We start from the raw sequence: 18,771 nt of genomic DNA on the forward strand, positions 1-18,771 counted from the left end.
CATTATGCACACTGGCGCATATGCGTCAATGTGCATATGGGGTGGTTGTGGTGCTGGCCTGTTCCGCCCCGAGGAGACGCCCAATGACAATGACCGGCCTCGATGGATGGTACGGCTATATGAGGTCTCACGATCTCGGCGCTTTGCGGGAGCTGCTGCACCCGGACGCCGTGTTCGAAAGTCCCGTCGTGCATACGCCGCAGCGTGGCCGCGACATCACCTTCAAATATCTCGCAAGTGCCGAGAAAGTCCTGGGCGGTCCCGGATTCAAGTATGTCGGGGAGTGGCGTAACGCCACGGGCGCCGTGCTCGAATTCGAGAACGAGATCGAAGGCATCAAGCTCAACGGCGTCGACATCATCAGCTTCGACGACGCCGGTCTGATCACCCATTTCAAGGTCATGGTGCGCCCGCTCAAGGCGATCAACCTGCTGCACCGCCTGATGGGCGAACAGCTCGCCGCGATGAGCAAGCCGTCGTGACGTGACCGACGGCCGCAACGTGACGGCTGCCGCAAGTGCCTCAAACCCGCTACAGTCCGCGGCCTGCATTGTCTGCCGCGTCCGTGGAAATCCCAGTCTGAAACTTCAGCCTTCCTGCCGGAGACGCCGATGCCGATCTACAAAGCCCCCGTGGAAGATGTCACCTTCCTGCTCAACGACGTGTTCCAGATCGACCGCTACGACAATCTGCCGGGCTTCTCCGATGCCTCGGCCGATGTCCGCGAGGCGATCCTCGGCGAAGCCGCCAAGCTCGCCGAAGAGGTTCTGCACCCGCTGAATCGCGTGGGCGATCTCGAGGGCTGCAAGCGCCATGACGACGGCAGCGTGACAACGCCGAAGGGCTTCAAGGACGCCTACAGGCAGATCGTCGAGGGCGGCTGGCTCGGCCTGTCGGCACCGACCGAATATGGCGGCCAGGGCCTGCCGGTGACGCTCAGCCAGACCGTCAACGAATTCCAGTGCTCCGCCAACATGGCCTTCTCGATGTATGGCGGCCTCACCATGGGCGCGACGGCGGCGCTCATCGTGCACGGCAATGAGGAGCAGAAGAAGACCTACGTGCCGAAGATGGTCGCCGGCGAATGGACCGGCACCATGAACCTGACCGAGCCGCATTGCGGCACCGATCTCGGTCTCTTGCGCACCAAGGCGGTGCGCCAGGCCGACGGCAGCTTCAAGATCACCGGCACCAAGATCTTCATCTCCGCCGGTGAGCATGATCTGGCCTCCAACATCATCCACCTCGTGCTTGCCCGCATCGAGGGCGCGCCGGCCGGCATCAAGGGCGTGTCGCTGTTCGTGGTGCCCAAGTTCATGGTCAACGCCGACGGCTCGCTCGGTGCACGCAACGGCGTCAGCTGTGGCTCGATCGAGCACAAGATGGGCATCCACGGCAATTCGACCTGTGTGATGAACTACGACAACGCCACCGGCTGGCTGATCGGCGAAGAGAACAAGGGCATGCAGGGCATGTTCGTGATGATGAACGAGGCCCGGCTCGGCGTCGCCGTGCAGGGGCTCGCGCAGTCCGAGGTCGCCTATCAGAACGCGGTCGCCTATGCGCGCGAGCGCATCCAGGGCCGCTCGCTCACGGGCGCCAAGGCGCCGGACAAGGCCGCCGATCCGATCATCGTGCATCCCGACGTGCGCCGCACCCTGCTGTCGATCCGCGCCTTCAACGAGGCGGCGCGCGCGATGGTGGTGTGGACCTCGCTGAAGAGCGACGTCGCGCACCGCTCGGCTGACCCGAAGGACCGCCAGGCCGCCGACGACCACATGGGCCTGATGACCCCGGTCATGAAGGGCTACATGACCGACATGGGCTTCGCCAACGCCGTCCAGGCGCAGCAGATGTATGGCGGCCACGGCTACATCGCCGAGCACGGCATGGAGCAGTTCGTGCGCGATGCGCGTATCGCCATGATCTACGAAGGCGCCAACGGCATCCAGGCGCTGGACCTCGTCGGCCGCAAGCTGCCGCGCGACGGCGGCCGTGCGGTGATGGCGTTCTTCAACGAGGTCGGGACCTTCGCCAAGGAGCAGGGCGGCAATGACGCGATGAAGCCGTTCGTAGCTCCCTTGTCGACCGCGCTCGGCCATCTGCAGCAGGCCACGACCTGGCTGATGCAGAACGCGATGACCAAGCCGGACAATGCCGGCGCCGCCGCGACCGACTACATGCATCTCTTTGCGCTGGTCACCTTCGGCTACATGTGGGCGAAGATGGCGAAGGTGGCGCAGGACAAGATTGCCGCCGGCGACGGCTCGACCTATCTCACCACCAAGCTGGTGACGGGTCGCTTCTTCATGGAGCGCGTGCTGCCCGAAACGGCGGCGCATCTCGCCCGCCTCCAGGCCGGCTGTGCGACCGTGATGGAACTGCCGGCGGAAGCCTTCTGAGGATCAGACGAGAGCCGGTGCGCGCCGCGCGCCGGCTCCGTCGTCAATGCCAACAACAAATCTGACCAGATGAGGAGGGCGTGATGCCTGAGGCCTTTATCTACGACCACGTACGGACTCCCCGCGGCCGCGGCAAGGCCGACGGCAGCCTGCATGAGGTGACCGCGCTCGCGCTCGCCACCGTGCCGCTGAAGGCGCTGAAGGACCGCAACAACATCCCTGAGGACGCGGTCGACGACGTCGTGCTCGGCGTGGTCGATCCGGTCGGCGAGGCCGGCTCCGACATCGCGCGCTTCGCCGCGCTGAATGCGGGTCTCGGCGATGCCGTTCCGGGCATTCAGATCAGCCGCTTCTGCGCCTCCGGCCTTGACGCCGTGAACTTCGCCGCGGCGCAGATCATGAGCGGCCAGCATGAGCTGGTCATCGGCGGCGGTGCGGAATCGATGAGCCGCGTCGGCATCGGTGCTTCCGGCGGTGCCTGGCCGATGGATCCGTCGATGGCGGTGCCCGCCTACTTCATGCCGCAGGGCGTCTCGGCGGACCTGATCGCGACCAAATACGGCTTCTCGCGCGACGACGTCGACGCCTATGCGGTCCAGAGCCAGCAGCGCGCCGCGAAATCCTGGGAGGAAGGCCGCTTCGACAAGTCGGTCGTGCCGGTCAAGGACATCAACGGCCTGACCATCCTCGCCAAGGACGAGCATATGCGTCCGTCGACGACGATGCAGTCGCTGGCGCAGTTGCAGCCGTCGTTCGTGCAGATGGCGCAGATGGGCGGCTTCGACGCAGTGGCGATCCAGTCGCATCCGGAGATCGAGCGCGTCAACTACGTGCATCACGCCGGCAACTCCTCGGGCATCGTCGACGGCGCCGGTGCGGTGCTGCTCGGCAGCAAGGAGGCAGGCGCGAAGTACGGCATGAAGCCGCGCGCGAAAATCCGCGCATTCGCCAATATCGGCTCGGAGCCCGCGATGATGCTGACGGGCCCGGTCGACGTTACCGAGAAGCTGTTCGAGCGCTCGGGCATGAAGAAATCTGACATCGATCTGTTCGAGCTCAACGAAGCCTTCGCCTCGGTCGTGCTGCGTTACATGCAGGCGTTCGAGATCGACAAGGACAAGATCAACGTCAATGGCGGCGCCATCGCGCTCGGCCATCCGCTGGGCGCCACTGGCGCGATGATCCTCGGCACCGTGCTCGACGAGCTCGAGCGCACCGGCAAGGCGACCGCGCTGGTGACGCTGTGCATCGGCGGCGGCATGGGCACCGCGACCATCATCGAGCGGGTGTGACGGTGGGCTCCCTCCCCCCTTGCGGGGGAGGGTCGGGGAGGGGGGTGCCACGCGCTCCACTGCCCGTGAAAACCCCCACCCCCGACCCCTCCCCGCAAGGGGGAGGGGAGAAGAATTCCCCTGGGGCTGATGCTGTACTAGCGCGCCCCTTTCGTATCTGGGAGCACCATATGGCCTTCAAGAACTTCAAGCTCGAAACCGATGCCGACGGCATTGCGCTGATCACCTGGGACATTCCGGGCCGTTCGATGAACGTGCTGGACGAGACCTCGACCAACGAGCTCGAGGCCATCGTCAAGCAGACCACCGCCGACGCCGCCATCAAGGGCGTCGTCATCACCTCGGCCAAGGAGGCGTTCTGCGCCGGCGCCGATCTGTCCATGCTCGAAGGCATGAACCGCATCTATGCGGATGTGCTGAAGAGCAAGGGTGAGGAAGCCGCCAACCAGATGCTGTTCGACACCAGCCGGCGCTTCTCGCAGATCAACCGCTCGATGGAGACCTCGGGCAAGCCGTGGGTCGCCGCGATCAACGGCCTTGCGCTCGGCGGCGGCTTCGAGATCACCCTGTCGTGCCACTACCGTGTCGCGGCCGAGAATCCGAAGACCCGGCTCGGCCTGCCCGAGATCAAGGTCGGCCTGTTCCCGGGCGCCGGCGGCACCCAGCGCGTACCGCGCATCGTGCAGCCGCAGGACGCGATGAACCTGCTGTTGAAGGGCGAGGCGCTGACGCTCGACAAGGCCAAGGCCTTGAAGCTGGTCGACGCCATCGTTCCGGCGGCGGACCTCATCAAGGCCGCGAAGGACTGGATCAAGGGTGGCGGCAAGGCCGTGCAGCCGTGGGACGAGAAGGGCTTCAAGCTGCCCGGCGGCCCGGTGTTCTCCAAGAACGGCATGATGATGTTCCCGGCCGGCAACGCCATCTATCGCCGCGAGACCTACGACAACTATCCGGCCGCGCGCGCCATCATGAGCTGCGTCTATGAAGGTCTGCAGCTGCCGATCGATGCCGCGCTGCGCGTCGAATCGCGCTACTTCACCAAGATCCTGCGCTCGAAGGAAGCGGCTGCGATGATCCGCAGCCTGTTCCTGTCGATGCAGGAGCTCAACAAGGGCGCGCGCCGCCCCGTGGACGTGCCGGCGACCAAGCTGAAGAAGATCGCCGTGATCGGCGCCGGCTTCATGGGCGCCAGCGTCGGCTACGTCTCGGCGCGCGGCGGCCTCGAGGTGGTGCTGATCGACCGCGACCAGGAGAGCGCCGACAAGGGCAAGGCCCACGCGCAGAGCGTGATCGATGGCCTGGTCAAGAAAGGCCGCGCCAAGCCGGGCGAGGCCGAGGCGATCATGGGCCGCATCACCGCCACCGCCGACTACGCCGCGCTGAAGGATTGCGATCTCGTCATCGAGGCCGTGTTCGAGGACCGCAAGGTCAAGGCCGAGACCTATGCCAAGGCGCAACAGCACCTGAAGGACGGCGCGATCTTCGCGTCGAACACCTCGACTTTGCCGATCACCTCGCTGGCCGAGGAGTTCAAGGACCAGGGCCGCTTCATCGGCATCCACTTCTTCTCGCCGGTCGAGAAGATGATGCTGGTCGAGATCATCATGGGCAAGGCCACCGGCGACGTCGCGCTGGCGACCGCGCTGGACTATGTCCGCACCATCGGCAAAACCCCGATCGTCGTCAACGACTCCCGCGGCTTCTTCGCCAACCGCTGCGTGATGCGCTACATCGCCGAGGGCAACGAGATGTTCCTCGAAGGCGTGCCGCCGGCGATGATCGAGAACGCGGCCAAGATGGCCGGCATGCCGGTCGGCCCGCTGTCGCTGTCGGACGAGGTCGCGCTCGATCTCGGCCTGAAGATCATGAAGGCGACCGAGCACGATCTCGGCCCCAACGCGATCAACCAGGACCACAAGAAGCTGATGGTCGAGCTGGTCGAGAAGCAGGGCCGCTTCGGCCGCAAGAACGCCAAGGGCTTCTATGACTATCCCGAGAAGGGCAAGGGTCAGAAGAGCCTGTGGCCGGATCTGGCCAAGCTGCAGCCGAAGCATCTCGATCCGGATACGCTGGATGTCGAGGAGCTGAAGCAGCGCTTCCTGGTGGTGCAGGCGGTCGAAGCCGCGCGCACGGTCGAGGACCACGTCATCACCGACGTGCGCGAGGCCGATGTCGGCTCGATCCTCGGCTTCGGCTTCGCGCCGTTCACCGGCGGCACGCTGTCCTACATCGACTTCATGGGCACCAAGAAGTTCGTCGAGCTGTGCCACACCTTCACGGCGAAGTACGGCTCGCGCTTCGCGCCGCCGAAGCTCCTGGAGGAGATGGCCGCCAAGGGCGAAACCTTCTACGGCCGCTTCCCGCCGAAGAAGGTGGCGGCTTAGTCCTGTTGTGAGTTAGCACGGAGCCGGCCTCGCCCGATCTCCGTTCCCTCCCCCCTTGTGGGGGAGGGTTAGGGAGGGGGGTAGCCACAGGCGACGGTGTCCGTGGCTACCCCCCTCTCTATCTCTCCCCCACAAGGGGGGAGAGAACCTACTGCCCGGGTGGCAGCAGAGAGCTCTTTCAACAGCGAACTCACCCCGCCTTCATCAGCCCTTCCTTGGTCAGCGCTTCCTGCACCTTGGGGCGGGCCGCGACGCGGTTCTTGTAGGCCACGAGATTCGGCATCGCCGACAGGTCGAACTTCATCCGGTCGGCCCAGGTCAGGATGGTGAACAGATAGCCGTCGGCCACCGTGAACTGGCTGCCCATCAGGTAGTCGCGGCCGGCGAGCTGGCCGTCGATGTACTTGAACTTGCCCATCACCCGGTCCTTGAAGAACGCCTTGGCCTCGTCGGCGAGCACGGGAGAGAACATCGGGCCGAAGTTCTTGTGCAGCTCGGAGGTGATGAAGTTCAGCCACTCCAGCAGCTTGTAGCGCTCGCCGCTGTCGCGCGCCGGCGCCAATCCCTTGTCCTTGGCCTGGTCGGCGATCATCTGGACGATGACCGGTCCCTCGGTCACGATTTCGCCGCTCGGCAGCCCCAGGGCCGGCACCTGGCCCTTCGGATTGACCTTGAGATAATCGTCGCCATTTTCCAGGGTCTTGGCGCGCAGATCGACCTTGACCAGATCAAAGGGCAGGCCGGCCTCGAGCAGGGCGATATGGGGCGAGAGCGAGCAGGCGCCGGGTGAATAATAAAGCTTCATCTTGTATTCCCTCCGTGAGACCTTTTCTTCGTGGAACCGGTCGGGGCGCCACATCCGCCTTTAGATGCAGATGCATGGAATAGTCAAGATTGATGCAGCTGCATCGAATGCGCTAGACTGCGCATCTGAGGATACGAGCCGGCCCATGAAACGCAAACCATCGACCGAGGCGACCGCCGCCTGGATCCGCCTGATGCGGGTCCAGAGCCGGGTGCTGGACTGCGTCGAGCAGGAGCTGAAGAAGGCCGGGTTCCCGCCGCTCGCATGGTATGATGCGCTTCTCGAACTGTCGCGCGCGCCCTCCGGCGAGCTGCGTCCGGTCGAGCTGGAGCGGCAGATGCTGATCCCGCAATATTCCACCTCCCGGCTGATCGACCGTCTGGTCGACGAAGGTCTGGTCGTCCGGCGCGAATGCAAGATGGACAAGCGCGGCCAGTTCGTCGAGATCACCGAGGCCGGGCGCGAGCTGCAGAAGCGGATGTGGTCGGCCTATTCGGCCGCGATCGAGAAGCATGTCGGCTCCAAGCTGTCGGATACCGACGCCGCAAAGCTCTGCATGCTGCTGGATCGCCTCGGCTGCTCCTGTGGTCAGGCCGCTCCGTTGGCGGCCGGAGAGGGCGCAGCGATCCGATGAAGCATCCGTTCCCATTCACATCCGCGGCCCCCTGGGGTCCGCGGCCCTTCCTGTCACCACGCGCGACCCTCGAAGCGCTTCTGAACCGAGACTCCCATGGCGCGTGACCAGATCGATATGACCCCGCTGCAGTCGCGCGACGAGCTCGTGGCCTGGCTGGCCGCCGGCGTGAAGCCGCCGTCCGCCTTCCGCATCGGCACCGAGCACGAGAAGACGCCGTTCACGCTCGACGGTCACCGCCCGGTCCCCTACGAGGGTGCGCGCGGCATCGGCGCGCTGCTCGAAGGCATGAAGCTCTTGCTCGGCTGGGAGCCGATCATGGAGCGCGGCAACATCATCGGGCTCTATGACGTCACCGGCGGCGGCGCCATCTCGCTGGAGCCCGGCGGCCAGTTCGAGCTGTCCGGCGCGCCGGTCGAGACCGTGCACCAGACGCATGCGGAGCTGATGGCGCATCTGGCGCAGGTGCGCGAGATCGCGACCCCGCTCGGCATCGGCTTTCTCGGCCTGGGCATGACGCCGTCCTGGTCGCGCGCCGAAATTCCGATGATGCCCAAGGGCCGCTACAAGATCATGACCAGCTACATGCCGAAGGTCGGCAGCTACGGGTTGGACATGATGTACCGGACCTGCACCGTGCAGACCAATCTCGACTTCTCCTCCGAAGCCGACATGGTCAAGAAGCTCAGGGTCTCGGTGGCGTTGCAGCCGATCGCAACCGCGCTGTTCGCCAATTCGCCGTTCACCGAGGGCAAGCCGAACGGCTTCCTGTCGTTCCGTTCCGAGATCTGGCGCGACACCGACAATCAGCGCTCGGGCATGATCCCGTGGGCGTTCGAGGACGGTATGGGCTTCGAGCGCTGGGTCGACTACGCGCTCGATGTTCCGATGTATTTCGTGAAACGCGAGGAGACCTATATCGACGTCTCCGGCACCTCGTTCCGCGACTTCTTCGCAGGCAAGAACCCAGCGATGCCGGGCGAGCGGCCGACGCTGTCGGATTGGGCCAATCACCTCTCGACGATCTTCCCCGAGGTGCGTCTGAAGCGCTACCTGGAAATGCGCGGTGCCGACGGTGTGCCATGGGGCCGGCTGCCGGCGCTGCCGGCGTTCTGGGTCGGCCTGCTCTACGACGATGTCAGCCTCGATGCGGCCTGGGACCTCGTCAAGGACTGGACCGCGTTCGAGCGCCAGAACCTGCGCGACGACGTGCCGCGCCTCGGCTTCAAGACGCGCATCCGCAATCGCTACGTATTCGAGGTGGCGAAGGAGTGCCTGACGCTCGCCCATCACGGCCTGCGCCGCCGCAACCGCGTCGATCAGAATGGCCGCGACGAGAGCCGCTATCTCGAGCCGCTCGATCAGATCATCGATTGCGGCCGCTCGCCGGCGGAGGAGATGCTGGAGAAGTTCGACGGCCCGTGGGGCGGCTCGGTCGAGCCGGCCTACGACGAATATGCGTTCTGATCGGAACGGCCGTCCCTGCAGCCGTCGCAGGTTCGCTGCGTCGCCTGTTCCACGTTGAGGCGGTCGGCGGCTCGGGTCCCCTGTTCTCTGTTGCGATTTGTGTCTCAGGTTCGATTCAGCGCCTGGGCGCCGCTGCTTTGCCTTCCGCAGCTCCCCCGGTCCGGGCCGTTCATCCGCCATACAGGTTCGTGGCGATCAAATGACTGCCTAAAAACTCGCAAGAAAACTCGAACATTAACAATGGGTCGGATGGTTCAGCGGCGGCGCGTGGGGCGCTTCATCGGGGCATGGCTGAGGGCACTGGCGTGCCTGTTCGTGGCTGCCTGCCTGACGCCGGCTTCAGCCCAGACCTATTCCGATCGCCCCGGCGGCGACTACATGAGCGCGCCGATCGCCTCCGGCGACCCGGCCGATTGCGCGCTGCTGTGCGAGCACGACCGGCGCTGCCGCGCCTGGAGCTTCAGTTATCCGACCGTGATGGAAGCGGGTGCGGTGTGCTGGCTGAAGAACAGCGTGCCGTCGCGGGTGCCGGACAATTGCTGCGTTTCCGGCGTGCGCGGCGCTGGTGTCGTCGAGATCCGCAACGATGCGGTCGAGACGTCGATCGACCGTCCCGGCGGCGACTACCGCAGCTTCGACATCAAGACCACTGATCTGAAGGGCGGCGACAAGGCCGAGAAGGCCGCCGACAAGGGCGACAAGAGCAGCGGCGACAAGGCGGCGGACAAGAAGGAAGAAAAGGCCGCCGACGCCGAGGAGATCTGCAAGGCCGCCTGCACCGGCGACAACAAGTGCCGCGCCTGGACCTTCGCCCGACCCGGCTATGCCGGCAAGGAGGCGCATTGCTTCCTGAAGAAGGAAATCAAGCCGCCGCGGCGCAAGGCGGGCTTCACGTCGGGCGTCGTTCGCTGACCTGGCAAACGTCCGGCCCGCAGATTTTCTGCATCGTCGGGTAACATTGCATCCGTCTCCTGCGTATTGAACGACGGCACCGGACGGCTTTCGCCGCCGGCTGCCTGTCGCAACGCAGAGATCGGGTGTGTCATGACGTTTTCGCGCAGGTTCTTCGTCACCGCAGCAGTCGCTGCCACGTTTGCTTTCGCGGGGCTGAAGGCGGCCTCCGCCATCGAGACCGCCTATTCGGACGCCGCCTTCAAGGCTGCTCAAGCGGCTGGGCAGCCGATCCTGATCGAGATCCATGCCGGATGGTGCCCGACCTGCAAGGCGCAGAAGCCGATCATCGACAAGCTCGCGGCAGAACCCAAATTCAAGGACCTCAAGATTTTCCGCGTCGACTTCGACGACATGAAGCCGGTGGTGAAAGCGTTCGGCGCGCAGATGCAGTCGACCCTGATCACCTTCAAGGGAACGACCGAGACCGGACGTTCGGTCGGCGACACCAAGGAAGCCTCGATCGCGGCCCTGCTCGACAAGAGCCTGTAGCGCATCATGCTCGCGCTGCTGCTGGCCTTCGTGGCCGGCCTGCTCTCGATCCTGTCGCCCTGCGTGCTGCCGCTGGTGCCGATCGTGCTCGGCGCGGCGGCCTCCGCGCATCCGCGCGGTGCGCTGGCGCTCGCGGCCGGCCTTGCGCTGTCCTTCACCGGTATCGGCCTGTTCATCGCCCTCGCGGGCAACTCCATCGGCCTCGATGCCGGCGCGTTCCGTCTTGTCGCAGCGATCATCATGCTGGCGATCGGCGTCGTGCTGCTGGTGCCGTCCTGGCAGGCGCAACTCGCCGTCGCAGGTGGACCGGTGCAGCGCTGGGCCGACCGGCATTCCCAGGGCTTCGCAACGTCGGGCGCCGGCGGCCAGTTCATGATCGGGCTGCTGCTCGGCGCGGTGTGGTCGCCCTGTGTCGGTCCGACCTTGGGCGCGGCGTCGCTGCTGGCCTCGCAGGGACGCGACCTCGTGATGGTGAGCCTGACCATGCTGGCCTTCGGCCTCGGCGCCGGCCTGCCGCTGGTCGTGCTCGGGGTGCTGTCGCGAACGACCATGGTACGCCTGCGCGCGCGGTTGCTGTCGGCCGGCAAGCTCGGCAAGATGCTGATGGGGGCGGCCTTCGTCGTCGTCGCGGTCGCGATCCTCAGCGGCGTCGACAAGCAGCTCGAGGCGTGGCTGGTCGCCGTCTCGCCGGCGTGGCTGACGGAGCTGACGACGTCGATCTAACGCCCGAGCTGCATAGGCGGACCCACAACTCAGTGTCATTCCGGGGCGAGGCTCCGCGCGCCCCGGAATGCTGTTGCTATCCGCGTGGATCATTCCTCAGGAGCGATCACCGTGATCTCCGGCCACAGTGCCTTCCAGCGCGCCGCCTTGGCCGTGTAGTTCGTCACCGAGAAATTGGCCGTATAGTTCGGACGCACGATCATCTGGGCGATGTCGTCGAGGCCCTTGGGGGCATAGAGCTCGTAGCCGCCAGAAGCCGGTCGGATGCCGACCTGCGTGTTCACGGTGAGGAAGCGATCGATGCCGTCGGTGGACCGTGTCACGGCAGGGTAGGGCCGGCCGTGCTTGGTCGGATACCAGAGATGCACGCGCGCCTGATTGCGGACTTCGACTTTGGCATCGACCCGATCGAGACAGGATGCCATGCGCCGGATCACGGCATCCTCGGCATCCCACGACGTGTCGGGATCGAAGTAGAAGATATCGTAGTCGTTGATGCCGTGATCGACCGGGCGGCCGGTGCGCACGTTCCAGACCGTCTGGGTCAGGCAGCCGGCGACGATCCACGCATCAGGCAGCGTCGTCACGCGCAGCATATCCAGGATCGCCGTGTTGACGGGATTGCGGAGCGCTGACGCGACGAAGTCCTCTTCGGTCATGCCCGTGGATAGCATGCAAATGGCATCCGATCATGCGGACCTTGCTGCACCCACCGCACCGGATGCGGGAAAAAGCCGAGCGCTCAACCGCGATCGAACGCGGCGACGGCTTTCCGGGACGCCAGTGCCCGCCACTGCCGCCGCAGCAGCGGCGCGACGTCAGCGGCTCTCGCCTCGGACAGCCGCAGCAGCACGATTGGATAATCGCGGTAGTGATCAGTGAAATAGAACAGCTTCGGCCGGCTTTCCACCAGCATCGCGCGTTCGTCCGGCGGCACGCCCGGAAGGACGAGACTGTCCCCGTCCTCCTTCAGGCGCGCCAGCATCTTCTTGCGCACCTTCAGCGCTGACGTCCCATAGGACGTGCCGTCCTCGACCTCCGGCCATGCCAGCGCGAGCGCCCTGACATCGTCGAAGGTCATCGGCGTTCGTTCAACGCACCGCGGTGAAGAAGCGATCCAGCCGGAAGCCGGACAGCCAGGCCCAGACCGGCTGGTTCTTGTAGCCAAGGTCCCAGGAGCCGACCACGGCATCGGCGCGGCCGACGAGATTGTCGATCGGCAGCAGGCCGACGCCGCCATCGCGCAAGGCCACGCGGCTGTCGGCGGAGTTGTCGCGGTTATCGCCGAGCACGAACAGCTTGCCGGGCGGCACCGTCACCTCCGGCGTGTTGTCGAGACGGCCGTTGTCGCGCATCTTGAAGATCAGGTGCGATACGCCGTTCGGCAGCGTCTCGACGTAGCGATAGGCCGGATCGTTGCGGCCGGTGTCGTCCTCGGCATCGCCGATGCCGTCCGGCTTCAGCGCGGCCGCCTGGCCGTTGATGTAGAGCTGACCCTGGCGCATCTGGATGCGGTCGCCGGGCAGGCCGACGACGCGCTTGACCCAGGCCTGCGAGGTGTCGCCCGGCCAGCGGAACACGACGACGTCGCCGCGCTTCGGCGTCTCGCCGAACAGGCGGCCGGTCTCCGGCAGCGTGATCTGCATCGGCAGCGACGAGGTGCCGTAGCCGTAGGGGAATTTGGAGGCGAGCAGGGCGTCGCCGATCATCAGGGTCGGCTCCATCGAGCCCGACGGCACGTAGAACGGCTCGGCGATCGCGCCCTTGGCGACGAACACCACCATGACGACCGCGACGAGCTGCGCGAGCTGGCCGCCCCAGGTGCTTTCCTTGCGGACGGCGCCCGTGCGCGGGGCCTTGGTGCTGGTCTTGTCCGTGGACATCTTCTCAAGGCTCATCGGCCCGTGCCTCCGACCGTAATGCGATCCATGCGAAGCGTCGGCTGGCCGACGCCGACCGGCACGCCCTGGCCGTTCTTGCCGCAGGTGCCGATGCCGGTGTCCAGCGACAGATCGTTGCCGATCATGCTGATGCGGTTGAGGTCGGTCGGACCGTTGCCGATCAGCATCGCGCCCTTCACCGGCGCGCCGACCTTGCCGTTCTCGATCCTGTAGGCCTCGGTGCACTGGAAGACATATTTGCCCGAGGTGATGTCGACCTGGCCGCCGCCGAAATTGACGGCGTAAATGCCGTTCTTGACGGAGGCGATGATCTCGGCAGGATCGCGCTCGCCGGCCAGCATGTAGGTGTTGGTCATGCGCGGCATCGGCACGTGTGCGTAGCCCTGGCGGCGGCCGTTGCCGGTCGGCGCCATGTTCATCAGCCGGGCGTTCTGGCGGTCCTGCATGTAGCCGACCAGGATGCCGTCCTCGATCAGCACGGTGCGGCTGGTCGGCGTGCCCTCGTCGTCGATCGACAGCGAGCCGCGGCGCGAGGCCATGGTGCCGTCATCGACCACGGTGACGCCCTTGGCGGCGACCGGCTTGCCCAGCAGCCCGGCGAAGGCGGAGGTCTTCTTGCGGTTGAAGTCGCCCTCGAGGCCGTGGCCGACCGCCTCGTGCAGCATCACGCCGGGCCAGCCGGCGCCGAGCACGACGTCCATCTCGCCGGCGGGGGCGGGCACGGATTCGAGGTTGACCAGCGCCTCGCGCAGTGCGCCGTCGGCGGCCTCGCGCCACGCCTTGGTCTCGATGAAGCGGGCATAGGCCTCGCGGCCGCCATAGCCCTTGCTGCCGCTCTCCTGGCGGTCACCCTGGCCGGCGACGACGGAAACATTGACGCGCACCAGCGGGCGGATGTCGCGATAGCTCTCGCCGTCGGGACGCAGGATCTCCACGACCTGCCAGGTCGCGCCGAGGCTCACGGTCACCTGGCGCACGCGCGGATCCTTGTCGCGCAAATACGCGTCGATCTCGCCGAGCAGCTTGACCTTGCTTTCGAACCCCGGGGCGTCCAGCGGATTGTCGTCGCCATAGAGCCGGACGTTGGTGTGCGGCGGCGCGCTCGCGAACGTGCCGGAATAGCCGCCGCGCACGGCGCTGACGGCATCGGCCGCGCGCATCAGGGCCGGCAGCGAGACGTCGGAGGAATGGGCATAGCCGACTGCATCGTCCTTCACCGCGCGCAGGCCAAAACCCTGGCTGGTGTCGTAGGTCGCCTGCTTCAGCCGGCCATTGTCGAAGGTCAGTGCCTCGGTCTGGCTGTATTCGAAGAACAATTCGCCGTCATCGGCGCCGGCCAGGCCACGCCCGACCTCGCTCCGGACCGCATCACGGTCCAGGTTGGCGCGCTCGAGCAGGGAGGTGGTGGGAGCAGTCATGTGTCAATCCGTTGTCGGAGCGTTCATTCCAAGATAGTTGTTTTGACGCCGGGGCGCGAGGGGCTGGATGATTACCGAACTGACATGGTTGAGATCGTTCCCATCACGTCCGCTCACATCGAGAGCTTCCACCGCACGCTCGATTACGTCGCGCGCGAACGGCGCTATCTGTCGTTCGTGCAGGCGCCGCCGCTCGAGTCGACGCGCGCCTTCATTCTGAACAACATCCACGAGGGATATCCGCAATTCGTCGCTCTCTCGGCCGGGGAGGTGGTGGGCTGGTGCGATGTGACGCCCAAATCAGGGCCAATCGATGCCCGGATCGGGGTGCTCGGCATGGGCCTAATGCCGCAGTTCCGGCACCAGGGCCTGGGCCGACGACTGATGGCGGCGGCGCTCGAGGCGGCGCGGGTGGCCGGCTTCTCGCGCGTCGAGCTCACCGTTTACCGCAGCAACACCAACGCCATCAGGCTGTACCAGCAGGCCGGATTCCTGCTCAAGGCGGTGCAGCCGCGGGAGCCCGGCGATGACGGGTTCGACAAGACCCTGCTGGTGATGGCGCTGGCGCTCGACGCACCACGCTGAGATCGCGTCACACCGTCTCACGGCCCGATCACGGCATCGTGCGAATCCCGTCAATCGCAGCCGACGTCAGGGCAGCTTGTCGAAGCCCTCGGCGAGGCCGTTGAGGCTCAGCGGGAAGCCGATGCCTTCCTCCGGCGTCTCGAAGATGATGAAGGTCGCGGTCTTCGCCGTCTTGAGCTGGCCGAGCAGCTTGTCCTCCAGCACCACCTCGGCGACGCAGCCATTGGGCAGACAGCGCACGAAGCCGGCGCGGCCGACGTCCTGGTTGTCGAGCTTCAGTCCGAGGCCGGACGGCAGCAGCACGCCGAGCGGCGCCACCACACGCATCAGCCGGCTCTTCTGGTCGGCGGTCTTCAGCATGATCACGGTGAGGCCGGCATTGGAGCGGTCCTCGGCCACGACGCTCTGGATCAGCGCGCACTGCTCGGCCTGCGCGCCGGGCGGCGTGTCGCAGCGGATCTGCCAGTCGCCATGCACCGAGCGCACCGCGCCCTGCGCCCACGCCGCATGCGGCACGCCGACGACCGTCGCAGCGATCATCGCGACCGCGGTCGCTGCGGCGGAGGTCATCGCGGCAACACGCGTGAGTCGCGCACGCACCGCGCTGAATCGGTACAAACGGCGCGAGTCATTCGCAGCTGGGGTCGACATGTCAGCTGTCCTGTCCGTTGAAACCCTGATCCGGGTCGGTGCCATGACAATTTCCTGTGGGTGATCTGCGCGTCCGACGCCATGATACGGCAATGATGGCGTCTTGAGGACAGCGTCATCGGCGTACGGCACGAAACGATACCCAAAATGGCCGCACCCTGGTGGGCGCTGCCGCTGCGCCTCGCCGAATCAGCCTCGCAAACGGCCGTGTCCCGTTTGCCTACATCGCGCCGCACGCCTGTCAAGCGCCCGTTGCCCGCGAAATCACGGCATGCGGCAATCTCCCGGAAAATACGCTCGTCGCGACGAACAGCGCGGCGCGCGATATCAGGCGCAAGACTGCATTGCGATAGATCAAGAATTATGGTTTGAGAAGAAAGATTTCGTCATTCCAGTGAACTGGCCCAGGTGCTTTTCTATGCATCCGCCCGAGGGCCATTTGTCAGGAGAGCGGATCGAACGGCGCGCCGCTGCGTGAAGCGGGCGGTGCGCCGAGGGGGAAAGTTCTGAAGGGAGCGCGACGGCATGAAGATGTCGAAAGGCCAATTGGGCGCCTTGCTGGGGTTGGCCGTAACGGGCATGACGCTCGTGTCGGGTGGAGCGGCGTTTGCTGAAACGGGCCAGCCGGCGCCATGGGAAGTCAAGCTGCAGGAGGCCGCGACGCCGGTGATGGAGAACATCACCTGGTTCCACGGCCTGCTGCTGACGATCATCACCATCATCACGCTGTTCGTGCTGGCGCTGCTGATCGCCGTGGTGGTGAAGTTCAACGCGCGCGCCAATCCGGTGCCGTCGCGGACGACCCACAACACGCTGATCGAGGTGGCCTGGACGCTGATCCCGGTGCTGATCCTGGTCATGATCGCGGTGCCGTCGTTCCGGCTGCTGTTCCTCGAGCTGGACGTGCCGAAGGCCGATATGACCGTCAAGGCCACCGGCAAGCAGTGGTACTGGAGCTACGCCTATCCCGACAACGGCAAGTTCGAGTTCGACTCGCTGCTGGCGCAGGACAAGCAGCCGCGCCTGCTCGCCGTCGACAACGAGATGGTCGTGCCGGTCAACAAGGTGATTCGCGTTCAGACCACCGGCGCCGACGTGATCCACTCCTGGGCGATCCCGTCGTTCGGCGTCAAGATCGACGCCATTCCCGGCCGCCTCAACGAGACCTGGTTCAAGGCGACCAAGGTCGGCATGTATTACGGCCAGTGCTCCGAGTTGTGCGGCAAGGATCACGCCTACATGCCGATCGCGGTGCGCGTCGTGAGCGACCAGGAATTCACCGCCTGGGTCGAGGACGCCAAGAAGAAGTACGCCAGCGCGCCCACGAGCACCTATGCATCGGCTGCGGGCGTGTCGCAGTAGCCGAGCGCGGATGAACGCTAAGATTGAGGGCCGCCTTGGCGGTCCACGGGGACACTGAGGATTGGACAATGGCGACGAACGTAGCGACCCATGCAGGCCATGACGATCACGCGCACGACCACCCGACCGGATGGCGGCGCTGGATCTATTCGACCAACCACAAAGACATCGGCACGATGTATCTGATCTTCGCGGTGTGCGCCGGCATCATCGGCCTCGCCATGTCGGTCGCGATCCGCATCGAGCTGATGTATCCGGGCGTGCAGCTCTTCCACGAGAACCACACCTACAACGTGTTCGTGACCTCGCACGGCCTGATCATGATCTTCTTCATGGTCATGCCGGCGATGATCGGCGGTTTCGGCAACTGGATGGTGCCGCTCATGATCGGCGCGCCGGACATGGCGTTCCCGCGGATGAACAACATCTCGTTCTGGCTGCTGCCCGCCTCGTTCGCGCTGCTGCTGACCTCGACCTTCGTCGAGGGCGAGCCCGGCGCCAACGGCGTCGGCGCCGGCTGGACGATGTATGTGCCGCTGTCGACCTCGGGTCATCCCGGACCGGCGGTGGACTTCGCGATCCTGTCGCTGCACCTTGCCGGCGCGTCGTCGATCCTCGGCTCGATCAACTTCATCACCACCATCTTCAACATGCGCGCGCCGGGCATGACCCTGCACAAGATGCCGCTGTTCGTGTGGTCGATCCTGGTGACGGTGTTCCTGCTGCTGCTGTCGCTGCCGGTGCTCGCCGGCGCCATCACCATGATGCTGACCGATCGCAATTTCGGCACCACCTTCTTCGATCCGGCCGGCGGCGGTGATCCGGTGCTGTTCCAGCACCTGTTCTGGTTCTTCGGCCATCCGGAAGTGTACATCCTGATCCTGCCCGGCTTCGGCATGATCAGCCAGATCGTGTCGACCTTCTCGCGCAAGCCCGTGTTCGGCTATCTCGGCATGGCCTACGCCATGGTCGCGATCGGCGGCATCGGCTTCGTGGTGTGGGCGCACCACATGTACACGGTCGGCATGTCCTCGGCGACGCAGGCCTATTTCGTCGCCGCCACCATGGTGATCGCGGTGCCCACCGGCGTGAAGATCTTCTCCTGGATCGCCACGATGTGGGGCGGCTCGATCGAGTTCCGTGCTCCGATGCTGTGGGCGGTGGGCTTCATCTTCCTGTTCACGGTCGGTGGCGTCACCGGCGTCGTGCTGGCGAACGCCGGCGTCGACCGCGTGCTGCAGGACACCTATTACGTCGTCGCGCACTTCCACTACGTGCTGTCGCTCGGCGCGGTGTTCGCCATCTTCGCGGGCTGGTACTACTGGTTCCCGAAGATGTTCGGCTACATGTACAACGAGACCATCGCCAAGGCGCACTTCTGGGTGACCTTCATCGGCGTGAACCTCGTGTTCTTCCCGCAGCACTTCCTCGGCCTGTCGGGCATGCCGCGCCGCTACATCGACTATCCCGATGCCTATGCCGGCTGGAACCTGGTCTCGTCGATCGGCTCCTACATCTCGGCCTTCGGTGTCCTGATCTTCATCTATGGGGTGGTCGACGCCTTCATGCGCAAGCAGCAGGCGGCGAACAATCCGTGGGGACCGGGCGCGACGACCTTGGAATGGACCCTGTCCTCGCCGCCGCCGTTCCACCAGTTCGAGGTGCTGCCGAAGGTGCAGTAACCCTGCTCTCGCGATGCGGCGC

At 65.5% G+C, this 18,771-nt stretch carries 18 protein-coding genes; 12 read left to right on the forward strand and 6 right to left on the reverse strand.

The window, feature by feature from the left end; all coding sequences use genetic code 11:
* The first annotated feature begins 83 nt into the window (after positions 1–83).
* The 4 genes from ACQR1D_RS04175 (at position 84) to ACQR1D_RS04190 (ending at position 6,078) form a co-directional block, all read left to right on the forward strand.
* Positions 84–482, forward strand: coding sequence for a nuclear transport factor 2 family protein (locus ACQR1D_RS04175; protein ID WP_315717936.1), 399 nt, complete (start codon positions 84–86; stop codon positions 480–482).
* A gap of 129 nt (positions 483–611) precedes the next feature.
* Complete coding sequence (locus ACQR1D_RS04180) at positions 612–2,402, forward strand: acyl-CoA dehydrogenase C-terminal domain-containing protein (protein ID WP_434838100.1); 1,791 nt, start codon at positions 612–614, stop codon at positions 2,400–2,402.
* Positions 2,403–2,485: 83 nt separating this feature from the next.
* Positions 2,486–3,694: an acetyl-CoA C-acetyltransferase gene (locus ACQR1D_RS04185; protein WP_315801552.1), complete on the forward strand. Its 1,209-nt coding sequence runs from the start codon at positions 2,486–2,488 to the stop codon at positions 3,692–3,694.
* Between the two features lie 170 nt (positions 3,695–3,864).
* The gene (locus ACQR1D_RS04190; RefSeq protein ID WP_434838099.1) at positions 3,865–6,078 is read left to right on the forward strand and encodes a 3-hydroxyacyl-CoA dehydrogenase NAD-binding domain-containing protein; all 2,214 of its coding nucleotides are present in this window, start codon (positions 3,865–3,867) and stop codon (positions 6,076–6,078) included.
* Between the two features lie 190 nt (positions 6,079–6,268).
* Here the strand turns inward: ACQR1D_RS04190 and gstA are convergent, their stop codons facing one another.
* A complete protein-coding gene (gstA, locus tag ACQR1D_RS04195; RefSeq protein WP_434838098.1) occupies positions 6,269–6,883 on the reverse strand; it encodes a glutathione transferase GstA in 615 nt (204 codons plus the stop codon).
* Between the two features lie 145 nt (positions 6,884–7,028).
* Here gstA and ACQR1D_RS04200 point away from each other — a divergent pair, with 145 nt between their 5' ends.
* The 5 genes from ACQR1D_RS04200 to ACQR1D_RS04220 all read left to right on the forward strand — a co-directional run bounded on the left by ACQR1D_RS04200 (position 7,029) and on the right by ACQR1D_RS04220 (position 11,150).
* Complete coding sequence (locus ACQR1D_RS04200; RefSeq protein ID WP_315801549.1) at positions 7,029–7,517, forward strand: MarR family winged helix-turn-helix transcriptional regulator; 489 nt, start codon at positions 7,029–7,031, stop codon at positions 7,515–7,517.
* Positions 7,518–7,613: 96 nt separating this feature from the next.
* Complete coding sequence (locus ACQR1D_RS04205) at positions 7,614–8,984, forward strand: glutamate--cysteine ligase (protein WP_316181954.1); 1,371 nt, start codon at positions 7,614–7,616, stop codon at positions 8,982–8,984.
* A 249-nt stretch (positions 8,985–9,233) separates the two neighbouring features.
* On the forward strand, positions 9,234–9,896 hold the full coding sequence (locus ACQR1D_RS04210; RefSeq protein ID WP_316182063.1) for a PAN domain-containing protein: 663 nt from the start codon (positions 9,234–9,236) through the stop codon (positions 9,894–9,896).
* A 132-nt stretch (positions 9,897–10,028) separates the two neighbouring features.
* Complete coding sequence (locus ACQR1D_RS04215; RefSeq protein WP_315801547.1) at positions 10,029–10,427, forward strand: thioredoxin family protein; 399 nt, start codon at positions 10,029–10,031, stop codon at positions 10,425–10,427.
* Positions 10,428–10,433: 6 nt separating this feature from the next.
* A complete protein-coding gene (locus ACQR1D_RS04220) occupies positions 10,434–11,150 on the forward strand; it encodes a cytochrome c biogenesis CcdA family protein (RefSeq protein WP_434838097.1) in 717 nt (238 codons plus the stop codon).
* Positions 11,151–11,239: 89 nt separating this feature from the next.
* On the opposite strand, the gene ACQR1D_RS04225 is transcribed toward ACQR1D_RS04220, so the two are convergent.
* The 4 genes from ACQR1D_RS04225 to tldD all read right to left on the reverse strand — a co-directional run bounded on the left by ACQR1D_RS04225 (position 11,240) and on the right by tldD (position 14,469).
* Entirely contained in the window at positions 11,240–11,809 is a 570-nt protein-coding gene (locus ACQR1D_RS04225; RefSeq protein WP_316218234.1) for a nucleotidyltransferase family protein, read from the reverse strand.
* 83 nt (positions 11,810–11,892) lie between these two features.
* Positions 11,893–12,231: an MmcQ/YjbR family DNA-binding protein gene (locus tag ACQR1D_RS04230; protein ID WP_315801545.1), complete on the reverse strand. Its 339-nt coding sequence runs from the start codon at positions 12,229–12,231 to the stop codon at positions 11,893–11,895.
* A gap of 10 nt (positions 12,232–12,241) precedes the next feature.
* Complete coding sequence (gene lepB / locus ACQR1D_RS04235) at positions 12,242–13,048, reverse strand: signal peptidase I (RefSeq protein ID WP_409997896.1); 807 nt, start codon at positions 13,046–13,048, stop codon at positions 12,242–12,244.
* The gene (gene tldD, locus ACQR1D_RS04240) at positions 13,045–14,469 is read right to left on the reverse strand and encodes a metalloprotease TldD (protein ID WP_315801544.1); all 1,425 of its coding nucleotides are present in this window, start codon (positions 14,467–14,469) and stop codon (positions 13,045–13,047) included. The genes lepB and tldD overlap by 4 nt, the downstream gene beginning before the upstream one ends.
* Before the next feature lie 84 nt (positions 14,470–14,553).
* On the opposite strand from tldD, the gene ACQR1D_RS04245 reads away from it, so the two are divergent.
* A complete protein-coding gene (locus ACQR1D_RS04245; protein WP_315801763.1) occupies positions 14,554–15,054 on the forward strand; it encodes a GNAT family N-acetyltransferase in 501 nt (166 codons plus the stop codon).
* A 66-nt stretch (positions 15,055–15,120) separates the two neighbouring features.
* On the opposite strand, the gene ACQR1D_RS04250 is transcribed toward ACQR1D_RS04245, so the two are convergent.
* Positions 15,121–15,750: an invasion associated locus B family protein gene (locus tag ACQR1D_RS04250; protein WP_315801543.1), complete on the reverse strand. Its 630-nt coding sequence runs from the start codon at positions 15,748–15,750 to the stop codon at positions 15,121–15,123.
* A 480-nt stretch (positions 15,751–16,230) separates the two neighbouring features.
* Here ACQR1D_RS04250 and coxB point away from each other — a divergent pair, with 480 nt between their 5' ends.
* Positions 16,231–17,067, forward strand: coding sequence for a cytochrome c oxidase subunit II (gene coxB, locus ACQR1D_RS04255; RefSeq protein ID WP_434838096.1), 837 nt, complete (start codon positions 16,231–16,233; stop codon positions 17,065–17,067).
* A gap of 68 nt (positions 17,068–17,135) precedes the next feature.
* Positions 17,136–18,749, forward strand: a complete 1,614-nt coding sequence (ctaD, locus tag ACQR1D_RS04260; RefSeq protein WP_316218188.1) for a cytochrome c oxidase subunit I — start codon at positions 17,136–17,138, stop codon at positions 18,747–18,749.
* Positions 18,750–18,771 lie beyond the last annotated feature (22 nt).

The organism is Bradyrhizobium sp. HKCCYLRH2047 (genome assembly GCF_051168175.1).
Classification (GTDB): domain Bacteria; phylum Pseudomonadota; class Alphaproteobacteria; order Rhizobiales; family Xanthobacteraceae; genus Bradyrhizobium.